6 protein-coding genes and 1 pseudogene are annotated in these 20,176 nt (G+C 72.9%); 3 read left to right on the forward strand and 4 right to left on the reverse strand.

Annotation, left to right across the window (positions count from 1 at the left end):
* Positions 1-14: 14 nt before the first annotated feature.
* Positions 15-14,429, reverse strand: coding sequence for a type I polyketide synthase (locus tag IE271_RS32140; RefSeq protein ID WP_190194017.1), 14,415 nt, complete (start codon positions 14,427-14,429; stop codon positions 15-17).
* Between the two features lie 815 nt (positions 14,430-15,244).
* Between IE271_RS32140 and IE271_RS32145 the strand changes: the two genes are divergently transcribed.
* On the forward strand, positions 15,245-16,006 hold the full coding sequence (locus IE271_RS32145; RefSeq protein WP_190194018.1) for a thioesterase II family protein: 762 nt from the start codon (positions 15,245-15,247) through the stop codon (positions 16,004-16,006).
* A gap of 111 nt (positions 16,007-16,117) precedes the next feature.
* On the opposite strand, the pseudogene IE271_RS32150 reads toward IE271_RS32145, so the two are convergent.
* Positions 16,118-16,501: pseudogene (locus IE271_RS32150) on the reverse strand (transposase); the annotation flags it as partial.
* Positions 16,502-16,561: 60 nt separating this feature from the next.
* Here IE271_RS32150 and IE271_RS32155 point away from each other — a divergent pair.
* Together IE271_RS32155 and IE271_RS32160 are read left to right on the forward strand one after the other, a co-directional pair.
* Positions 16,562-17,110: a transposase family protein gene (locus tag IE271_RS32155; protein WP_190194020.1), complete on the forward strand. Its 549-nt coding sequence runs from the start codon at positions 16,562-16,564 to the stop codon at positions 17,108-17,110.
* On the forward strand, positions 17,110-17,400 hold the full coding sequence (locus tag IE271_RS32160; protein WP_190194021.1) for a hypothetical protein: 291 nt from the start codon (positions 17,110-17,112) through the stop codon (positions 17,398-17,400). The genes IE271_RS32155 and IE271_RS32160 overlap by 1 nt, the downstream gene beginning before the upstream one ends.
* 205 nt (positions 17,401-17,605) lie before the next feature.
* Here the strand turns inward: IE271_RS32160 and IE271_RS32165 are convergent, their stop codons facing one another.
* The gene (locus IE271_RS32165; protein WP_190194022.1) at positions 17,606-18,892 is read right to left on the reverse strand and encodes a lipase family protein; all 1,287 of its coding nucleotides are present in this window, start codon (positions 18,890-18,892) and stop codon (positions 17,606-17,608) included.
* Positions 18,893-18,980: 88 nt separating this feature from the next.
* Positions 18,981-19,697: a DJ-1/PfpI family protein gene (locus IE271_RS32170; RefSeq protein ID WP_190194023.1), complete on the reverse strand. Its 717-nt coding sequence runs from the start codon at positions 19,695-19,697 to the stop codon at positions 18,981-18,983.
* Positions 19,698-20,176: the final 479 nt, after the last annotated feature.

Consider the following 20,176-nt stretch of genomic DNA (forward strand, 5'->3'; position numbering starts at 1 on the left):
TCCGTTCGCGTCGTTCACCTGCCCGGTCGCCGTGTCCTCAGCAGGGTGGCGATGTCGTCGTCCACGGTGAGGTACTGGCCGGACAGCGGATCGGCTTCACCAGCGGCCAGGCGGACGAGCATCCGCGCCGAGCGACCGGGGTCGACGAGGCGCCGGTTCTCGCGCTGGGCCAGCAGCCATGCCCTGACCTCGTCGCTCCACCGCTCCCCGGTCACCCCGCCCTCGATCTGGCGCTGGGTGATGCCGAGGTCGACCAGGCCGGGGTGGTAACTGAAGACCGTCACTCCCGTCCCCTCCAGCTCGGGCGCGAGGTTCTCACCCAGCTTGATCAACGCGGCCTTCGACACGGAGTACCCGGAGACGAGAGGCCACCGGTGCTTCCCCGCCGAGCTGACGACGTTGATGACACGGCCACCGCGCTGCTCGATCATGCCCGGCAGGACGGCACGGCAAGCGCGGGTGCTGCCGCGGAGGTTGACCTCCATGGCGTGCCACCACGCGTCGTCGTCCGTCTCCCACAGGGGGCCTGCCGGACCGGTCACTCCCGCGTTGTTCACCAGGACGTCGACCGCGTCGAACCGTTCGCCGACCGCCGCCAGCAGTCGCGGCATCGCGTCGCGGTCACTCAGATCCGTCGGCAGCGCGAGGACTTCGGCCCGTTGCTCCCGCAGCTCGTGCGCGAGGCGGTCGAGCGTGCCCACGTCCCGCCCGGTGACCACGAGGTTCGCCCCGGCTTCCGCCATCGCCGTCGCGAAGAGCTGCCCCAGTGCTCCGGTGGCCCCCGTCAGCAGGACGGTCCGTCCCTTCAGGGGGAGTACCGGCTCGGGCACCGCGGGTGCCTCGTGCACGCGCTCGACGACGCTCACCGCAGGCCTCGGCGTCTCGGCCGGCACGGCGATCTGCGTGTGCAGGTACCGTGCCAGGGCGTCCGCCGTGGGGTGGTCGAAGACCACGGTGGCTGCGAGAGGCTGTCCCATCAGCTTCTCGACCCGGTTCCTGAGTTCGAGAGCGGTCAGCGAGTCGAACCCGATCTCGAAGAAGTTGCGGTCCGCCTCGACGTCCTCCGTGGTGGTGAACCCGAGGACCGCCGCGACCTCCTCCGCCACCACCGACTCCAGCAGCTTCGCCCGCCCGTCCTCGTCCAGCGGGGCCAGCAACTCCCCGAGCGGCCGCACGGCTTCCGCTCGGCCCGACGGCTTCGCGGCCTCCGCCGTCCGACGCAGGTGGTCACGCAGCAGCGGCGTGAGGGGCGACGCCTCGGTGTCCGACAGGTTCCGGGTGTCCAGCCGCAGCGGCAGCAGAACCGGGTTGTCCGCTTCCAGCGCCGTGTCGAAGGCCGTCAGCGCGTCGGCGGTGGCGAGGGGAGCGATGCCCAGCCGGGCGAGCCGGCGCAGGTCGCCGCTGTCGAGATGCCCGCTCAGTTCGCTGCGGTCCTCCCACAGCCCCCAGGCCAGGGACAGTCCCGCGTGTCCCGCCGCACGGCGTCGCTGCACGATGGCGTCGACGCATGCGTTGCTCGCCGCGTAGTTCGCCTGTCCCGCGCTGCCCCACCAGCCCGCGGCCGACGAGCACACCACGAACCAGTCCAGCGGGAGATGCCGGGTCAGCTCGTCGAGGTGGTGCACGGCGTCCACCTTCGACGGCAGCAGGTGCTCCACACCCTCCCACACCAGGTGGCGGAAGGTGCCGTCCCGCGTCGTGCCGGCCGCGTGGACGACACCGCGCAGCGGACGGTCCGCCGGTATGTCCGACAGGACCCTCGCGAGCCGGCCGCGGTCACCGACGTCACCCGCCTCGACCGACACCGTGGCACCGAGGCCACGCAGTTCGTCCGCCAGCTCCGCCATGCCGGGAGCCCGCTCGCCGCGCCGGCTGAGCAGGACGACGTGTCCCACACCGTGCGCGCGGACCGCGTGCCGCGCGAGCGCCGAGCCCACCACCCCGCCCGCGCCCGTCACCAGCAAGGAAGCGGTAGCCCAGTCGGTGCCGGGGGTCGCCGCGAGGGCGCCGGCCGTCGCCTGTCCGGGCGCGTCCGCCACCGTGACCAGCCGGGGAACGTACGCCTCGCCGGCCCGGAGAGCGATCTGCGGCTCGTCGTCCGCCAGGAGTGCCGTGAGCCCGTCGGCCGACGCGGGGTCCGCGTCGACGTCGGCCAGCAGCAGCCGCCCCGGGTGCTCGGTCTGCGCCGTGCGGAGCAGGCCCCAGACCGCGGCCTGCGCGGGGTCGGCACCGCGTGACTGCCCGTCCGTCATGACCGCGTCCCGGGTGACGACGACCAGACGCTCCCGCGGATCCCGCTCCTCGGCCAGCCACGCCTGCGTCTCCGTCAGGACGGCGGCCAGCGCGGCACGCACACGGGCGGGGACCGGAGCGTCACCGTCGAGGCACCTCAGGACGCGCACGTCCCTGCTGTCCCGCGCGATACGGGTGGCAACCGTGTCCGCCTCGGCGTCCCCGGCCAGCACGAGGTACCGGTGTGCCGGACCGTCGGCCGTCCGCGGCGCCGCCGGGACCGGCGCCCACGTGACTTCGTAGAGGCACTGCTGAGGCGTGCTCCGTAGCGCCCGGAGTTCATCCGGCCCCATCACCCGAAGGGTCAGGCCCTCGGCCGTCATCACCGGATTGCCGTCCGGATCCCACGCGGTGAACGCCACGGTGTCGTCACCGGTGCGAACGAGCCTGACGCGCAGGCGTGCGGCGCCGTGCCGGTGGATCTCCACACCCGTCCAGGAGAACGGCAGCCGCAGTCCCTCGGCGTCCGGCAGCACTCCCGGCACAGCCAGCGGATGAAGTGCCGCGTCGAGCAGGGCCGGGTGCAGCAGATACGTGTGCGCTTCCCGCCTCACGTCCTCCGGCAGTTCGACCTCGGCGAAGACCTCCCCGTCACCGCCCAGGACGGCGCCGGCGCCCCGGAAGGCGGGCCCGTAGCGCAGGCCCTGCCATGCGAGATCGGCGAGCGCCCCCTCCAGGTCGAGGCTCCGCGTTCCGGCGGGCGGCCAGGCCGGCATCGGGCCGGCCTCCGGAGCCGTCCCGTTCTCCTGTGTCGTGAGCCGGGCCGTCGCGTTGTCGATCCACGGCACGTCGTCCCCGGCCGCGGCGGGCCGGGAGTGCACGCTCACGTCACGCAGCCCCTGACCGTCGGACGGCGACACGAACAGCTGGACGTCCAGGTCGCCCTCCGGGGGGATCACCATCGGCGCGCGCAGGACCAGTTCGGCGACGCGTGGCGCACCGGCCTGCCGGCCTGCCGCGGCCAGCATCTCCAGGATCGCGGTGCTCGGCGCGACGACGGCATCGCCCACCTGGTGGTCCGGCAGCCATGTCGCGTCGGCGGTGGACAGCCGACCGGTCAGAGCCACTGCGCCGCCCGCGAGGTGGATCGCCGTGCCCAGTATCGGATGTCCCAGCTCACCGGGCAGGTCCGCGGCGCGGCGGGCGGCCGGGGCGGGGGAGGGGTCGAGCCAGTACCGCTCTCGCTGGAAGGCGTAGGTGGGCAGTTGCAGCGGCGGCTGAGCCCCGGTCGCCTCACCGAGCACCGAACTCCACTGCACGGGGGCGCCCTGCACGAACAGCCGGGCCACCGCCTCGAGCAGCGCCCTGTCCTCGGGCCGGTCCTTGCGCAGCGCAGGGACCAGCGTGGCCGTGGACGGCTCCCGCAGGCACCCGGCGGCCAGGGCGGACAGCGTTCCGTCCGGCCCCAGCTCCACGAGCGTCCGCACTCCCTGCGCCTCCAGCGCACGCACGCCGTCGTGGAACCTGACGGGCTCACGCACGTGCGCCACCCAGTACTCGGCCGAGGTGAGATCCCCGGTCCCGGCGGGCGCGCCGGTGAGGGTGGAGACCAGCGGGATCCGCGGCACGCCGAAGTCGATCCGGGACACGACGGCGCGGAAGCCGTCGAGCATGGGCTCCATGAGCGGTGAGTGGAACGCGTGGCTCACACGCAGCGCCCGGGTCCTGCGGCCGCGCCGCTCCAGTTGTCCGACGATGTCCGCGACCTGCCCGCTGTCGCCCGACACGACCGTGGCGGCGGGCCCGTTGACCGCCGCGACGCCGACGGCATCATGACCCGCCAGCAGGGCCCTGACCTCGTCCTCCGGAGCCTGGACCGCGACCATGGCGCCGCCGCCGGGCAGCTCCTGCATCAGACGGCCGCGCGCCGTGACCAGTTCGGCGGCGTCCGGCAGCGACAGGACGCCGGCCACGTGCGCCGCCGCGATCTCGCCGACGGAGTGGCCGGCCAGGTACGCCGGACGCACCCCCCAGGAGGTGATCAACCGGAAGAGGGCGACCTGCAGGGCGAACAGACACGGCTGCGCGTACTCGGTGCGGTTCAACAGCGCGGCCGCCTCGGCGTCGTCGGCGTCCGCGAACACGACGTCCGACAGCCGGCGGTCCAGGTGGACCTCCAGGGCCGCACTCACCGCGTCGAACGCCTCGGCGTACGCGGGGAACGCCCGGTACAGCTCGCGGCCCATCGCCGGCCGCTGACTTCCCTGACCGGAGAACAGGAACGCGGTCTTGCCGGCCTCCCGGGTGTCGTCGGGGAGAACGGCGTGGGGATGCCGGTCCCCGCGCGCGGCGGCGGACAGCCCGCTGAGAAGCTCCTCGTGACCTGCGCCGAGCACGACGGCGCGGTGCCTGAAGACCGCGCGCCCCGAGGCCAGCGTCGCGGCGACCGCGTGGTCGTCCGCTTCGCTCCGCCCGTCGGCGAAGTCGAGCAGACGGGCCGCCTGGGCCGCGAGGGCGTCGCGCGTCGTGCCGCTGAGCACCCACGGGAGCACGCTCGTCGCGGGCGCCTTCGGCGCGGGGTCCGCGGGGGCGGTGTCCGCCGGATGCTCCAGGATCACGTGGGCGTTGGTTCCGCTGATGCCGAAGGAGGAGACGGCCGCCCGCCGCGGACCGTGCTCCGCCGGCCACTCCCGCTCCTCGGTCAGCAGCCGGACCGCCCCGGAGCTCCAGTCGACGTGCGGCGTGGGCTCGCCCACGTGCAGCGTGCGCGGCATGACACCGTGCTGCATCGCCATGACCGTCTTGATGATGCCGCCCACCCCGGCGGCCGCCTGACTGTGCCCGATGTTGGACTTCAGCGTGCCCAGCCACAGGGGCCGTTCACGGTCGCGTCCGTACGTCGACAGCAGCGCCTGCGCCTCGATCGGGTCGCCCAGGGCGGTGCCCGTGCCGTGCGCCTCGACCACGTCGATGTCCTCGGGGGACAGTGCCGCGTCGGCGAGGGCCCGCCGGATGACGCGCTGCTGCGCGGCACCGCTCGGGGCGGTCAGTCCGTTGGAGGAACCGTCCTGGTTCACCGCGGAGCCACGCACGACGGCCATGATCCGGTGGCCGTTGCGCCGGGCCTCCGACAGCCTCTCGACGACGAGCACACCCACGCCCTCGGCCCATCCGGTGCCGTTCGCGTCGCTCGAGAAGGCCTTGCAGCGCCCGTCCGGGGCGAGTGCCCGCTGCCGGCTGAAGTCGACGAACGTGCTGGGGACGGACATCACGGTCACCCCGCCCACGAGGGCCAGCGTGCACTCCTCCCGCCGCAGTGCCTGACCCGCCAGGTGCAGGGCGACCAGAGAGGACGAGCACGCTGTGTCCACCGTCACCGCCGGCCCCTCGAACCCCATGACGTACGAGACCCGGCCCGACGCCACGCTGCCCAGGCTGCCGTTGATCAGATAGCCCTCCATGCCGTCCGGGGTCTCGTGGAGGCGGGAGCCGTAGTCGTGGTACATGATGCCGGCGAACACGCCGGTCGGTGAGCCCTTGAGCGTCTGCGGATTGATACCCGCGTGCTCCAACGCCTCCCAGGACGTCTCCAGGAGGAGTCGCTGCTGGGGGTCGGTGGCGAGCGCCTCGCGCGGGGAGACTCCGAAGAACTTGGCGTCGAACCACGCGGCGTCGTGCAGGAAGCCACCGGTCCGTGCGTGGCTGGTGCCCGGCAGGTCCGGATCGTCGGCGAACAGCGTCTCGAAGTCCCAGCCGCGGTCCGTGGGGAACGGCGTCACGCCGTCGGAACCGCTCGCCACCAGGTCCCACAGGTCGTCGGGGGACTCGACGCCTCCGGGGTAGCGGCACGCCATGCCCACGATGACGATCGGATCGTCCTCCTCGGCCGTGGCGGCCTCGGCCCGTGGCACCCGGGCCGCAGCCGGTTCCTCCGGTTCCTCCTCTCCACCGAGGGTCCGCACGAGGTGATCGGTCAGCGACGGAAGCGTCGGGTGGTCGAACAGGAGGGTGGGCGGCAGCCGGAGCCCCGTGGCGTTGTTCAGGTGCTCGCGCAGTTCGAGCGCCATCAGCGAGTCCACGCCCAGCTCCGAGAACGCCGCGTCCAGCTGGTCCTCACGCAGGTCCTGGCGTCCGAGGACGGCGGCGGTGCCGGTGCGGACGAGATCCGTCAGGGCCTGACGCCGCTGCTCTCCCGAGGCAGGCGGTGCCGTGGGTGAAGGACCGGCCGGGGCGGCCACAGGGCGCGTCGACCGCACCTGTGCCGCCTGCGTACGGGCCGGGACGTGCGCACCGGCGGCGGGTGTTGCGAGGAAGGGCGGAAGGGAGCCCGGGACGGCTCCCTGAAGGCCGGCCGCGCCCAGCCGGACCGGCGCGAGGACCGGTTCCGGCCGCGCCAGCGCACGGTCGAACGCCCGCAGCGCGTCCGCCGTGGACAGCGGCTCGATACCCACGCGTGCCATCCTGCGGATGTCGACGTCGCTCAGGTGCCCGGAGAGTTCGCTCCTGTCCTCCCACAGCCCCCAGGCGAGCGACAGCGCGGGGTGGCCGGCGCGGTGCCGGTTCTCGATCAGCGCGTCCACACACGCGTTCGCCGCCGCGTAGTTCGCCTGGCCGGCCGTTCCCCACCAGCCGGCCACGGACGAGCACGCCACGAACCAGTCCAGCTCCAGGTCCCGGGTGGCCGCGTCGAGCACGTGCACCGCGTCCACCTTGGCGTCGAGCACGGCGTTCAGCCGGTCGACGGTCAGCGAGTCGAAGATGGTGTCCGCCAGCGTTCCCGCGGCGTGGATGACACCCCGCAGCGGGTGCGTGGCGGGAAGGTCCGCCAGGACCGCGGCGACCTGCTCGCGGTCGGCCGCGTCGCAGGCGGCGACGGTGACCGTGGCCCCCATCTCCCGGATGTCGTCCGCGAGTTCGGCCACACCCGGTCCCGCCGCGCCGCGCCGGCTCACGAGGACCACATGGCCGATCCCCCGGGTGGCCACGACATGACGGGTGAGTGCCGAGCCCACCACGCCTCCCGCGCCGGTCACCAGCACCGAGGCGTTCGCCCGCTCGACTCCGGCGTCACCGCGCGGGGCGCCGGCCGATGCCTCGACGTGCTCCAGCCGCGGAACGAGAAGCTCGCCGCCGCGCACGGCGAGCTGCGGTGCCGTGGCGCCCACGGCCGCGGAGAGCCCTTCGGGCACGCCCTGTGTCCCGTCCACGTCGACGAGCCGCACCAGCCCGGGGTGCTCGGTCTGCACCGTCCGGACCAGCCCCCAGACGGCGGCGTGCAGCGGATCGACCGCCGCGTCGGTACCGGCCGGGCACGCCTGCCGGGTGATCACCACCAGACACTCGTCCTCGGGCCGCGGCCCGGCGAGCCACGACTGGACCCGCTCCAGCACCGCGGCCAGCCCGGCACGCACCCGCTCCGGTGCCGTGCCCGCGAAACCGCCGACACGGTCGGTCACCGTGGCAGTACCGGCCAGGTGGCCGAGTACCGCCTCGGCGACGGGGCCGTCGCCGACCACCAGGCACCGTTGCGCCGACGGAGTCCGCCCACCGCTCGCCGCCGCCCCGGGCGGTCCCCACACCATCCGGTACAGCGGCTCCTGCCGGCCGGCGGACACCGCCGACCGCAGCTTCGCCGCCGACACCGGCCGCAGCACCACGCCGGCCTCGGCCACGGGAGCGCCCTGCGTGTCCCAGGCCGTCAGGTGAACCGTGTCGGAACCCTCCCTCCGCATCCGCACCCGCAGGGCCGGGGCTCCGGGGGCGTGGTGGCGTACGCCGGACCAGGAGAACGGCAGCCGCGCGCCCTGCTCGTCGGGCAGCAGCTCGCCCGCGGCGAGCGGGTGCAGCACCGCGTCCAGCAGGGCGGGGTGCAGCAGGTAGGCGCCGCACCGCGCCGCACCGGCGTCCGGCAGCCGCACCTCGGCGAACAGCTCGTCCTCGGCGCGCCAGACCGCCCGCACACCGCGGAAGGCCGGACCGTAGGTGAGGCCGCGCGCCGCCAGGTCGTCGTAGTAGTGCGCGACGTCCAGCGCCACGGCGCCCGCCGGAGGCCACGCGGTCAGGGCTTCCGCGCCCTCGGGCCCGGCGGCCGGTTCCCCGCCCAGCGTGCCCGTGGCGTGCGTGGTCCACTCGTCGGTAGCGGCGCACCGGGCGAGCAGGCGGAGCGCGGACACGCCGGGGGTGTCCGTCGCCTCGATGCGCACCTGGACGTCGGCCGCCCCGCCGTCGGGGACGACCAGCGGAGTGTGCAGGAGCAGTTCCGCGACCCCGCCGTGGCCGGTCTGTGCGGCCGCCCGCGCCGCCGTCTCCAGCAGCGCCGTACCCGGCACCACGACGGCGCCGCCCACCCGGTGGTCGGCGAGCCAGGGCAGGCGCCGGGTGCAGAACCGGCCGGTGAGCACCGCCCCGTCGTCCACCTGCACGGCCGCCGCCAGCAGCGGGTGTCCCACCGGGACCAGACCGGCGGACGCGAGGTCCGCCTCCCCGGCGGGCGGCTCCAGCCAGTACCGCTCGTGCTGGAACGCGTACGTCGGCAGTTCCACCACGCGGGCGCCCGTGCCCGCGAAGCAGGCGGTCCAGTCGATCTCCGTGCCCGACGCGTGCAGCTGTCCGACGGCGAGGGCCAGCGCCGTCCGCTCGGGCCTGTCCCTGCGGAGCACCGGCACGATCAGCCGGTCGGTGTCGTCCAGGCAGCCTTGTGCCATCACGCTGAGCACGCCGTCCGGGCCGAGCTCCAGGAAGCGGGTGACGCCCCGCTCCCTGAGGTGGCGGACGCCGTCTGCGAAGCGCACCGTGTCTCTCACGTGCGCGACCCAGTGCCCCGCGTCGCCCAGTTCCCGCGCGGACGCCTCGCGTCCGGTGAGGTTGGACACGAGGGGGATGTCCGGGGCGGCGTAGGTGAGGCTCTCCGCAACGGCGCGGAAACGTTCCAGCATGGGTTCCATCAGGGGCGAGTGGAAGGCGTGGCTCACCGCCAGCCTGCGTGTTCTGCGACCGCGCCGCGCCCACTCGGCGGCCAGCGCGAGAACCGCTTCCTCGTCGCCGGACAGGACGACCGACTCCGGGCCGTTGACGGCCGCGATGCCGACCCGGTCGCCGAGGTACGGGAGCAACTCCTCCTCCCGGGCCTGGACGGCGACCATGGCTCCGGCCGCGGGCAGCCGCTGCATCAGGCGGCCGCGCTCGGCGACCAGCAGGGCTGCGTCCGGCAGGGACAGCACGCCGGCCACGTGCGCGGCCGCCAGTTCTCCGACCGAGTGGCCGGTGACGTAGTCCGGCCGGATTCCCCAGGCCTCCAGCAGCCGGTACAGCGCCACCTCGACGGCGAACAGCGCCGCCTGGGTGTAGACCGTGCGGTCCAGCAGCTCCCGGTCCGTACCCCAGACCACCTCGCGCAGCGAACGGTCCAGGTGGTTGTCCAGCTCGTCCACCACGGCGTCGAACGCGGCGGCGAACACCGGGTACGCGGCGTGCAGTTCCTGGCCCATGCCCAGGCGCTGGGCACCCTGGCCGGTGAACATGAAGGCCAGTCCGCCGTCCGGCAGGACGCGTCCCTCACCCACGCCCGGGGCGCTGCGGCCGTCCGCCAGGGCCTCCAGCCCGGACAGCAGCTCCTCGTGGCCGCGGCCGGCCACCACGGCGCGGTGCGGGAAGGCAGTGCGCGTGGTGGCCAGTGAGTACGCGATGTCCGACGGCCGCAGTCCGGGCCGCGCCGCGACGAAGGCGCGCAACCGCTCGGCCTGGGCCGCCACGGCGGCCGGGGACTTCCCGCTGATCACCCACGGAAGGGCCGCCCGCGCCGCCGTCGGGGGCTGCGCCCCGAGGTCGCAGGCCGGCTCGTCCGACGGCGCCTGCTCGATGATGACGTGGGCGTTCGTGCCGCTGATGCCGAAGGAGGAGACCGCCGCACGCCGGGCCCGCTCGGCCTCGGGCCAGGGCTGCGCCCGGGTCAGCAGCGCGACGGCGCCCGCACTCCAGTCGACCTTCCGCGAGGGTTCGCGCACGTGCAGCGTCCGGGGCAGTACGCCGTGCCGCAGCGCCATGACCATCTTGATCACGCCCGCGACGCCTGCCGCGGCCTGGGTGTGACCGATGTTCGACTTCAGCGAACCCAGCCACAGGGGGTGCCCGGCGTCGCGTCCCTGTCCGTAGGTCTCCAGCAGCGCCTGCGCCTCGATCGGGTCGCCCAGCGCCGTACCGGTGCCGTGCGCCTCCACCGCGTCGACCTCGGCCGCCGACAGGCCGGCGTCGGCCAGCGCCTGCCGGATCACCCGCTGCTGCGAGGGACCGTTCGGCGCGGTCAGGCCGTTGGAGGCACCGTCCTGGTTGACCGCGGACCCCCGCAGCACCGCGAGGACGCGGTGACCGTTGCGCCGGGCGTCGGACAGCCTCTCGACCACCAGGACACCGACGCCCTCCGCCCACCCGGTGCCGTCCGCCGCCTCCGAGAACGCCTTGCAGCGGCCGTCCGCGGCGAGGGCCCGCTGACGTCCGAACTCGGTGAACATCCCGGGCGTGCTCATCACCGTCACACCGGCGGCCAGCGCCAGGGAGCAGTCGCCCTGACGCAGCGCCTGGGCGGCGAGATGGAGTGCCACAAGGGACGACGAGCACGCCGTGTCCACCGTGAGGGCGGGTCCCTCCAGTCCGAGGCAGTACGCCACCCGGCCCGACACCACGCTGGTCGCCAGGCCGGTCAGCAGATGTCCCGCGACGTGGTCCGGGCCTTCGTGCAGACGTGTCCCGTAGTCCCCCGCCATGGCCCCGGCGAACACTCCCGTCCGGCTGCCCCGGAGGGTGTCCGGCACGATGCCGGCCGCCTCCAGCGCCTCCCACGACGCCTCCAGCAGCAGTCGCTGCTGGGGGTCCATGGCGAGCGCCTCGCGCGGCGAGATGCCGAAGAACTCGGCGTCGAACCCGGCAGCGTCGTACAGGAAGGCGCCCTTGCGGGGCCCTCGCTCGCCGGCCGGACTCCCGGCGAGGGGGTCCAGCACGTCCCAATGGCGGTCGTCGGGATAGTCGCCCAGGGCTTCTCCCGCGTCACGCACCAGCCGCCACAGATCCTCCGGGGAGCGGACACCCCCCGGGAAGCGGCAGCTCATGCCGACGATGACGACGGGGTCGTCCTCGCCCCCTGCCGCCGGGGCCCGTACGGCCTCGGCCACCGCCGCGGAAGCGCCGCCCGCACCGCGACGGGCCGCTATCTCCCCGGCCAGGCGCTCGGGGGTGGGGTGGTCGAAGACGACGCCGGACGGCAGCGTGAGTTCGGTGGCGGCGTTGAGCCGGTTGCGCAGCTCCACGGCCATGACCGAGTCGAAACCCTGGGCCTTGAACGACCGGTCGACCCGGACGTCCGCCGGATCCGTGCGCAGAACCAGAGCGGCCTGCGCGCGGACGAGTTCCAGCGCGGAGACCTTCGTGTCGGTTTCCTGCCGCTCCGGCCCAGCGCCGTGCTCCTGCGGTGCGGCGGCGGCCGGCGCGGGACCGCCGGGGCCCGCGGGCCCGGCGGTGATCCAGTGCCGCCGCCGCTGGAACGCGTACGTCGGAAGCTCGTGCGCCGGCAACGGCTCGACGCCGGCGGGAAGGAACTCCGCCCAGCGGACGGGCGCGCCTCGGACGTACGTCTCCGCGAGGCAGGTGAGGAACCGCTCCAGCCCCCCGTCGTCGCGCCGCAGCGAACCGGTCGTGAAGACGTCCGGTACGGCTGCCTCGTCGGCGATGTCGGCGACGGCCGCCGTCAGCACGGGGTGCGAACTGCACTCGACGAAGTTCGTGTGACCCGCGGCCAGCAGTTCTCGGACCGCCGCGCTGAAGCGCACCGGTTCGCGCAGGTTGCGCACCCAGTACGCGGCGTCCAGGGTGGAACCGTCCAGCCAGGCGCACTCCACCGTCGACATCAGGGGCACCCGCCCGGCGACCGGCGCGATGTCGGCCAGGCCGCCGAGGAGTTCGTCCCGCAGGAGGTCCACGTGCGGGCTGTGCGAGGCGTAGTCCACGGCGATGCGCCGGACCTTGGTACCGGTCCGCTCCCATTCGGCCTCGAGGACCCCGAGGACCTCCGGATCGCCGGAGAGCACGGTCGACCTGGGGCCGTTGACCACGGCCACCGAGACACCCGGGTGGGACTCGATCCGCGCACGCACCTCGTCGGCCGGCAGACCGACCGACGTCATGGCTCCCTTCCCGGACAGCCGGCCGGAGATCAGCCTGCTGCGCAGCACCACCACCTTCGCCGCGTCCTCCAGGGACAGCGCGCCGGCGACGACGGCAGCCGCGATCTCCCCCTGGGAGTGGCCGACCACGGCGTCGGGTGACACGCCTGCCGCCTCCCACATGGCCGCGAGGGACACCATGACGGCCCACGAGACGGGCTGGACGATGTCGACCCGCTCCAGTCCCTCCCCGCTGCGCAGCACATCGTGCAGCGACCAGTCCACGTGGGCGCCGAGTGCCCGCTCGCAGCGTGCCACGCAGTCGGCGAACACGGGGGAGGAGGCCAGGAGTTCCCTGCCCATGCCCGCCCACTGGGCGCCCTGGCCGGGGAAGACGAAGACGTGGCGGGTGTCACGAGAGGAGTCCGCGCGCCCCACGACGGCACCCGCACTCGGGACGCCGCGCGCCATCCGGTCGAGGTCCGCCAGCAGCGCGTCCCGGTCCGGGGCCAGGACGACGGCCCGGTGGTCGAAGAGGGTACGGGAGGAGAGCAGCGGGGAAGCGGCACCGACGGGGTCGACGCCGGACTGCCGTGTCAGGAACTCGTGCAGTCGCGCGGCCTGGCCGCGCACGGCCGCCGCGCTCGTGGCGCTGAGCACATAGGGCACCGGCACTTCACCGGCGGCCGCCGGGGCGGCAGGCACCTCGGCCGCGGGCGGGGGCGTCGTCCGGGGCGCACCGGCCAGGACGACGTGGCAGTTGACCCCGCCCATGCCGAAGGAACTCACGCCGGCCAGCCGCTCGTGGGCCGGGTGGCCCCAGTCGGCGAGCTCCGTCTGGACGCGCAGCCCGAGCTCCGCGAAGGGGATGCGCGGATTAGGCCGCTCGAAGTTCAGGCTCGGCGGAAGCTGACCGTACCGGATCGCCAGCACCGCCTTGAGCAGCCCGGTGATGCCTGCGGCGCCCTCCAGGTGGCCGACGTTCGTCTTGGCCGACCCCACGGCGAGCGGTGCGTCGTCCGCCCGCCCGGGGGCGGTCACCGCGCCCAGTGCGGCGGCCTCGATCGGGTCGCCGACCTTGGTGCCGGTGCCGTGCAGTTCGACGTACTGCACCCTGCTCGGCTCGACGCCCGCCCGCTCGTACGCCGTCCGCAGGACGGACTCCTGCGCCGAGGCGTCGGGGGTGGTGAGGCCGTCGCTCGCCCCGTCGTTGTTCACCGCGCTGCCGCGGATCACGCAGTGCACCGTGTCGCCGTCGGCCAGTGCCTTCCGCAAGGGCTTCAGGACGACCAGGCCGCCGCCCTCGCCCCTGACGTACCCATTGGCCCGCTCGTCGAAGGTGTGACAGCGCCCGTCGGGCGACAGCCCGCCGAACTTCGAGGCGGCGAGGGTGCTGTCGGGCGCGACGTTCAGGTGCACACCGCCGGCCAGCGCCAGTTCGGATTCGCCCGACCGCAGGCTCTCGCAGGCCAGGTGCACGGCGACGAGCGAGGAGGACTGGGCGGAGTCCACGACGAAGCTGGGACCCCGCAGTCCCAGCGCGTAGGACACGCGGTTCGCTATCAGGCCGCGGCTCAGGCCGGCCATGGTGTGGTGGTCGACGCCCTCCGGTCCCTGCTGCCCGCTGAGCGTCGCGTAGTCGGCGCCGATCGCGCCGGCGAACACGCCCACGTGCGCTCCGCGCAGCGTACCGGGCACCACACCGGCGTTCTCCAGGGCCTCCCAGCCGAGTTCGAGCATGAGCCGCTGCTGCGGGTCCATGGCAGCGGCCTCACGGGGGGAGATGCCGAAGAACTCCGCGTCGAAGTGGCCGACGTCCTCCAGGAAACCGCCCCGACGCGAAGAAATGCCGTCCGGACGGACGGAGTCGGAAGCGCGGAGCGACGACGTGTCCCACCGCTCGTCGGGGGTCTCGGTGACAGCGGTCTCACCGGCGCTGAGCAGGCGCCAGAAAGCTGAGGGATCCTTCGCGCCGGGCAGGCGGCACGAGAGTCCGATGACCGCGATGTCATCGCTGGGGCCAAGGGGGTCCGGAGACGCGCTCATTGCACTGTTCCCATCTTGCGGCAGTGACGAAATGCTGGTGGGTCGATGACCCACGGTGTGAAGAAGCCCGGCGCGAAGGAGGGCGCGAAAGGAGGTGGCCCGTTTCGTCGTGGGAAAAGGGGACGGTGGGACGAAGGGACGGATCGGCGTATCGTTTTTCGTTCACTCGCACCGACGTCATCCAGGAAACAGACACGGATTTCACGCGCACATGGCCCATTGCCGTGCCGTGAGAAGAACCGCGTATTTCGAGCGATCAACGCATCACAGCGAGGCATCACCCGAGAGGTGAGCTTCCCCCTTCAGGTGTCGTGCGGGCCGAACGGCTTTCCGGTGCGTGCGTGATCAACGTTAGACATGCCGGCGATACGTCATCAAGGGGCTCTCCCTACACCGCTGGGTGGTGTCACCCGCCCCCCGGCCTCGGTGTTGTGGAGGTGCGTGGACGAGGCGCCAAGTACTTCTCACGTCGTCCGCGGGAATGACGCCCGGCCGTCCCGGACAACTGGACAGACCGGCGGAGCCGTGTGAACAATGACCCGGTCCCCGCGTCACCGGACACTGTCGGCCACTCAGAGGCGCCGGCAATTCGGGCCGGACAGCGCTGTCCGGCCGAGTCGGCGCCCGCGGCCCGTCTTCCTGTCCGCATTCGTCGAAGCGCAAGCTGGGTTCGTCGCGATTCACCGTCGGTGTCGCTGTCGTCCGACGCACGCCCGTGCCAAGGAGAACGGACGCAGCACCCCGACGATCCTCCCGCCGGAGATCTCCCTCGGGCGGGTCTTCAGCCGTCACGGACCCACCGTCGAGGAGCAACCATGGTGAGCCACACCGCCCGCGTCACGAGCAAGGGAATACAGCAGTTCTCTTCGTCCCCCGGCGCGGAAGCAGTCCTGGTGTGCTTTCCGCACGCCGGTGGCGCCGCTAGTTATTACCGGCCGCTCTCCACCGCGCTGGGGACCGACATGGACGTTCTGGCGGTCCAGTACCCCGGGCGCCAGAACCGCAGGACAGAGCCGCTCGCCCGCACCGTCGACCAGCTGGTCGACGACAGCGTGGAGGCACTGGAGCCGTGGACGAACCGGCCGCTCTCCCTGTTCGGGCACAGCATGGGGGCAGTGGTCGCCTACGAGGTGGCCAGACGGCTGACCGCGGCCGGCAGTCCGCCCGTCACCCTCGTCGTCTCCGGCCGTCGCGCTCCCGGTGACGAGCAACGGGGTGAAGTGCACCTGCGGGACGACGCCGGTCTCCTGACCGAGATCAGGAGGCTGGGCGGCACGGACCTGCGCGTGCTGGAGAGTCCGGACATGCGTGCCCTGTTCCTGCCGGTTCTCCGCGCCGACTACCAAGCCGTGGAAACCTACCGGCACACCCAGGGGCCACAGCTCTCCTGTCCCGTGCTCGCCCTGGCCGGCGAGAGCGATCCGGTGGCGTCCCCGGCGGAGATGCGGCACTGGGCTGCATGGACATCGGCGGGGTTCGACGTGCTCGCCTTCAGCGGGGGACACTTCTACCTGGCGGAGAACTCCGCGGCGGTGGCGTCCGCGGTACGCGACCATGTCATCGCGCTGACCCGCTGACCTGCTGCCCCGTCAGCGAACCGTCAGCGAACCGTCAGCACAACCGATCACGCCCGTATCGAAAGAAGCACGCCGTCCCCCTTCCTGCTCCCTCCGCCGTGTCCATGCCCGCGCATCACCGCTGTTCAGGAGGCCGACGTAGACCTCTGCCGGAGTGCGATAGCCGTGGATCTTGCGCGGACGGTGGTTGAGCTCGTGGGCGATGGCGTCCAGGTCGGCCTGGCGGAACCTGCGGAGGTCCGCTCCCTTGGGCAGGTACTGCCGCAGCAGCCGGTTGGTGTTCTCGTTGAGGCCCAGCTCCCGAGCCGTCTCCGAGATGGTCTTGCCGGACTGGAGCACGATCCGGACCGCGTCTTCCTTGAATTCCGAGGAGTACTTGCTGGGTGGTGCCCAGGGGCCTTGCGTGTTCGCGGCTCGGGTGGGATCGTCCCGCGGAGTCCGAGACCACCTGGTGCGGTGGGCGGATGCAGGTGCAGGCACGACTTCGGTGATCATGTAGGTGTCGAATCCGTATGACCACAACCGAAGACCGTGCCTGCGTCCCTGTCTTCTCCCATGCTTCGAGGGCTGGAGCAACTGGCCCGTACCCGCTCGCCGCAACCGCTGCCCGACGCGGTCTGCCTGACCCGTTTCCTGTCCGGACTGCCCGATCCGCGTGACCGCCGTGGCCGACGTTTCCCGCTGGCCGCCGTCGTGTCGGCGGCCGCCGCCGGTGTGCTGGCCGGCGCCCGGTCCCTGACCGCGATCGCCGAGTGGATCGCGGACGCGCCCCGCTGGGTCCTCACCGCTGTCGGCTTCGAGACCGACCCGTTCAGCAAGACGGTCACGGTGCCCCGTCCCACCACGGTGATGCGGCTGCTCGGCCGCCTCGACGGCGACGCCTTCGACACCGCGGTCTGCGCGTTCCTCCGGTCCGGGGACGACTCCCGCCAGGCCGGGACACAGTGGCGGGCTGTGGCGGTGGACGGAAAGGTCCTGCGCGGATCCCGTGTTCCCGGCCGGAGGGCCGTGTGGCTCCTGGCCGCCATGGACCACTGCGGCACCGTCCTCGGGCAGCGGCAGATCGCGGACAAGAGCGACGAGACCCCTCGTTCGTCCCGCTGATGACCGGCATCGATCTGGGAAACACCGTGGTCACGGCGGACGCGGCCCACACACAACACGCCAACTGCGCCTGGCTGCGCAGGCGGAACGCGCACTACATCGCTGTGGTGAAGGCCAGCCACCCCGGCCTGCCGGGCCGGTTGAAACGGTTGCCCTGGACGGACGTCCGCCTCGATCACTACGACAAGGCGACACGGCACCACCGGATCGAGATCCGGCGACTCAAGACCGCGGCGTTCCGGCACCTTGACTGTCCCGACGCCCGCCAGGCCCTTCGGGTCGTCCGCTGACGCAAGGACCTGACCAGCGGAAAACTGTCGATCCAACGTCTCTGCTTCGTCACCGGCCTCCCCGTCGGCGCCGCCACCGGCACCGAGCCGGCCGGCTGGATCCGGGGCCACTGGAAGATCGAGAACCAGCTCCATCACGTCCGCGAGACCACGTTCACCGAGGACGCCTCAAGGATCCGCACAGAACCTGTGTCGGGTGAGCCTGCTACTGTGCGCACGTATCGGGTGCGGCGTGCCCGGCGAAGCGGTCACCGATCCAGGACAGTGTGTCGGGCTGGGCGGGGATGAGGACACCGTTGTGGTCGAGGCCTTCGTAGGTCCGGTACTCGACGGTGGCGCCCTTGCGGCAGAGCCTGGCCTCGAGCTCCGCTGTGTCCGGGGGTGTGGTGAGTACGTCGGCGGTGCCCTGCTGGAGGAGTACGGGTCCGGCGACGGGGAGCGTTCCGGGGTTGTTCCGCCTCAGGTAGGGCTCGATGGTGCGCGCGGCGCCGGGGCGGACGAGCGCGTCACCGGTCAGGTCGCTGTAGCTGGCCTGTACCACGCCGATGCAGTCGGTCCTCAGTGTGTTCAGACGGGCCGTCGCCGTGGGGGTCAGTACCTGCGACGGGCGAAGTCCCGGCAGGCCCGCCGCCGCCCCGGCGACGATCATCGGTACGAGCCCCGATGCCTCCGGCATTTTTGCGGTCCGGGCGAAGAGGCTGGTGAGGTCGGCGGCGGGTGCGATGGCGGCGAGGCCCCGGTAGCCGTGGTCGGGCCTGCCCCGCCGTTCGCGTTCGGCCATCAGCTCGCCGACCCCCAGTACCGCCTGCCCGCCCTGCGAGTGGCCCAGGGCGACCCATTCGCTGCCGAGTCCGCGCACGGCCGTGCGGGCGGCGGGCAGCGCGTTGACGACATCGTTGGCCTCGGCCCGCTTGGAGAGGAACTCGTGCCGGCCGTCGGTGCCCAGCCCCGCGTAGTCGGTGGCGACCACGGCATAGCCGGCGCGGACCAGAGACTGCAGGTGCTCCCCGTACTGGAGGTCCTTCATCAGCGACGGTGCGCAGTTCCGCCCGACCCCGCTCGCGCCGTGCGCGTCGGCGATCACCCGCCAGCCGCCGGGCGGCGGGTCGCCCGCGGGGGTCAGGACCACCCCTGTGGCGGCGACGTCCCGGTCCTTCGCACTGCGTGAGTGGTAGAGGATGCGCGTCGCGCGTATGCCGGAATCGAACGGGTATTCCTGAGCCTCCTCGGCGCGGACGAGGGTCCCCGCCGGCGCGGGGGGCAGGTCGGGCGGCAGATCGTAGAAGGACGTCAGGGGCAGGGCATTGGCCTGCTCCGCCGCCCGCGCACGGTCGATCCTGCACTGCCGGTCACAGTCGTCCGCCGTCGCGGCGGCGGGCTCGGCCAGCACTCCTGTGAGCGTCACGGCCGCGGCGAGCGCCGCGATCCGCCGCCATGCGGCCGCCGTCCGGTGACTCCTCGCCCTCCAGGGCACTGTCGTCTGCGTAGACATGTCTCAACTTTCTCTGTGTGCTAGTGGTGGGTGTGTGCGGCGACGGCCGGCGTCGAGCAAGGCTTTCGGCCGACCGTCCGGATGCTGGCTACCGCCCTGTCCGGACAGTCCCGCGAGTCTCGTACTCCAGCGTCTTCTCCACCGCCAGGGCGGCGTCCGAGCCGAGTTCGCGATTGAGCAGCCACAGGCCCAGCTCGAGCCCCGAGGTGATACCTCCGGCGGTGACGAGATCGCCGTCGTCGACGACGCGGGCGTCCTTGAGGATGCCGCCCTGCGCTTCCAGATCCGCCTTCGCCAGGTGGTGGGTGGTACAGGGACGTCCCTTCGTCAACCCTGCTGCGGACAACAGCATCGCCCCCGAGCAGACCGAACTGATCGTCAGCCCCCTCCTGGGTGCGGCGGCGAGCGCCCGCGGCAGGACGCCGCGCTCGATCTCCGCCCACACACCGCCTTCCCGGCGTGCGTATCCGCCTCCCGGCACCACGATCACGTCAGCCTGCTCCGGGGACCACCGGTGCTCGACCTGGAACCCGGTGCCGTGGGCAGCACGGACCAGTCCGGGGCGTCCCGTGGTGACGTAGCGGACCGCGACCTCGTCCCCGGCGTTCGAGAAGACCCCGTAGGGAGCGATGCAGTCCAACTCCTCGACCCCGTCGAACATCACGATGTCGACGCGCAGCGCTCCCTCACGCCGAGGTGCGGCCACGGCTCGCCCGCCGCTGGTGGCTGTTGCGGCCAGTGTGCCTCCGGCCAGGGTGGCCGCGCCCGCCGCTGTCGTCCGGTGGAGAAAACTTCTGCGTTCCAAGGCAGTGCCTCCTGAGTTCGTCGAGTACCTGGCCCGGCAGGGCCGTGGTGCGTGGATTCGGTTGATGCCGACGATGCAGTAGTCGGTCCCCGTGGCGGTTGAGTTCCCACGGCGTCGTTCGGGAACGGCCGACACGCTCCGCGTGGCGCATACCGACGGCCGGTCGCGCCGAATCCCGCTCGGGTGTCGGGTGGGGCCCTCGACCGGTTCTGTCTCATTGCGGTGGCCTCGACCACGTTCGATGTGTTGAGCGGTGACAGCAGGGCGGTGTTTGCGCACGGTGCGGCGTCGATGGCCCGCCGGGCGGTCAGGAACGCCGACGCACGCACCTCCTGCACCAGCGCCGCCGCGTGCGCGGCGCCGCCCTGACCTGGGCCCGCGGCCGCCGTGACCAGGATGCCGACGATCACCGGGCGGCAGCCCGTCGGCGATGTCGGCTGCCCCCGCGGCCGCCCGCGGCAGGAAGCCCAGGGCCGGCG

This window comes from Streptomyces minutiscleroticus (assembly GCF_014650875.1).
In the GTDB taxonomy this organism is placed as follows: Bacteria; Actinomycetota; Actinomycetes; order Streptomycetales; family Streptomycetaceae; genus Streptomyces; species Streptomyces minutiscleroticus.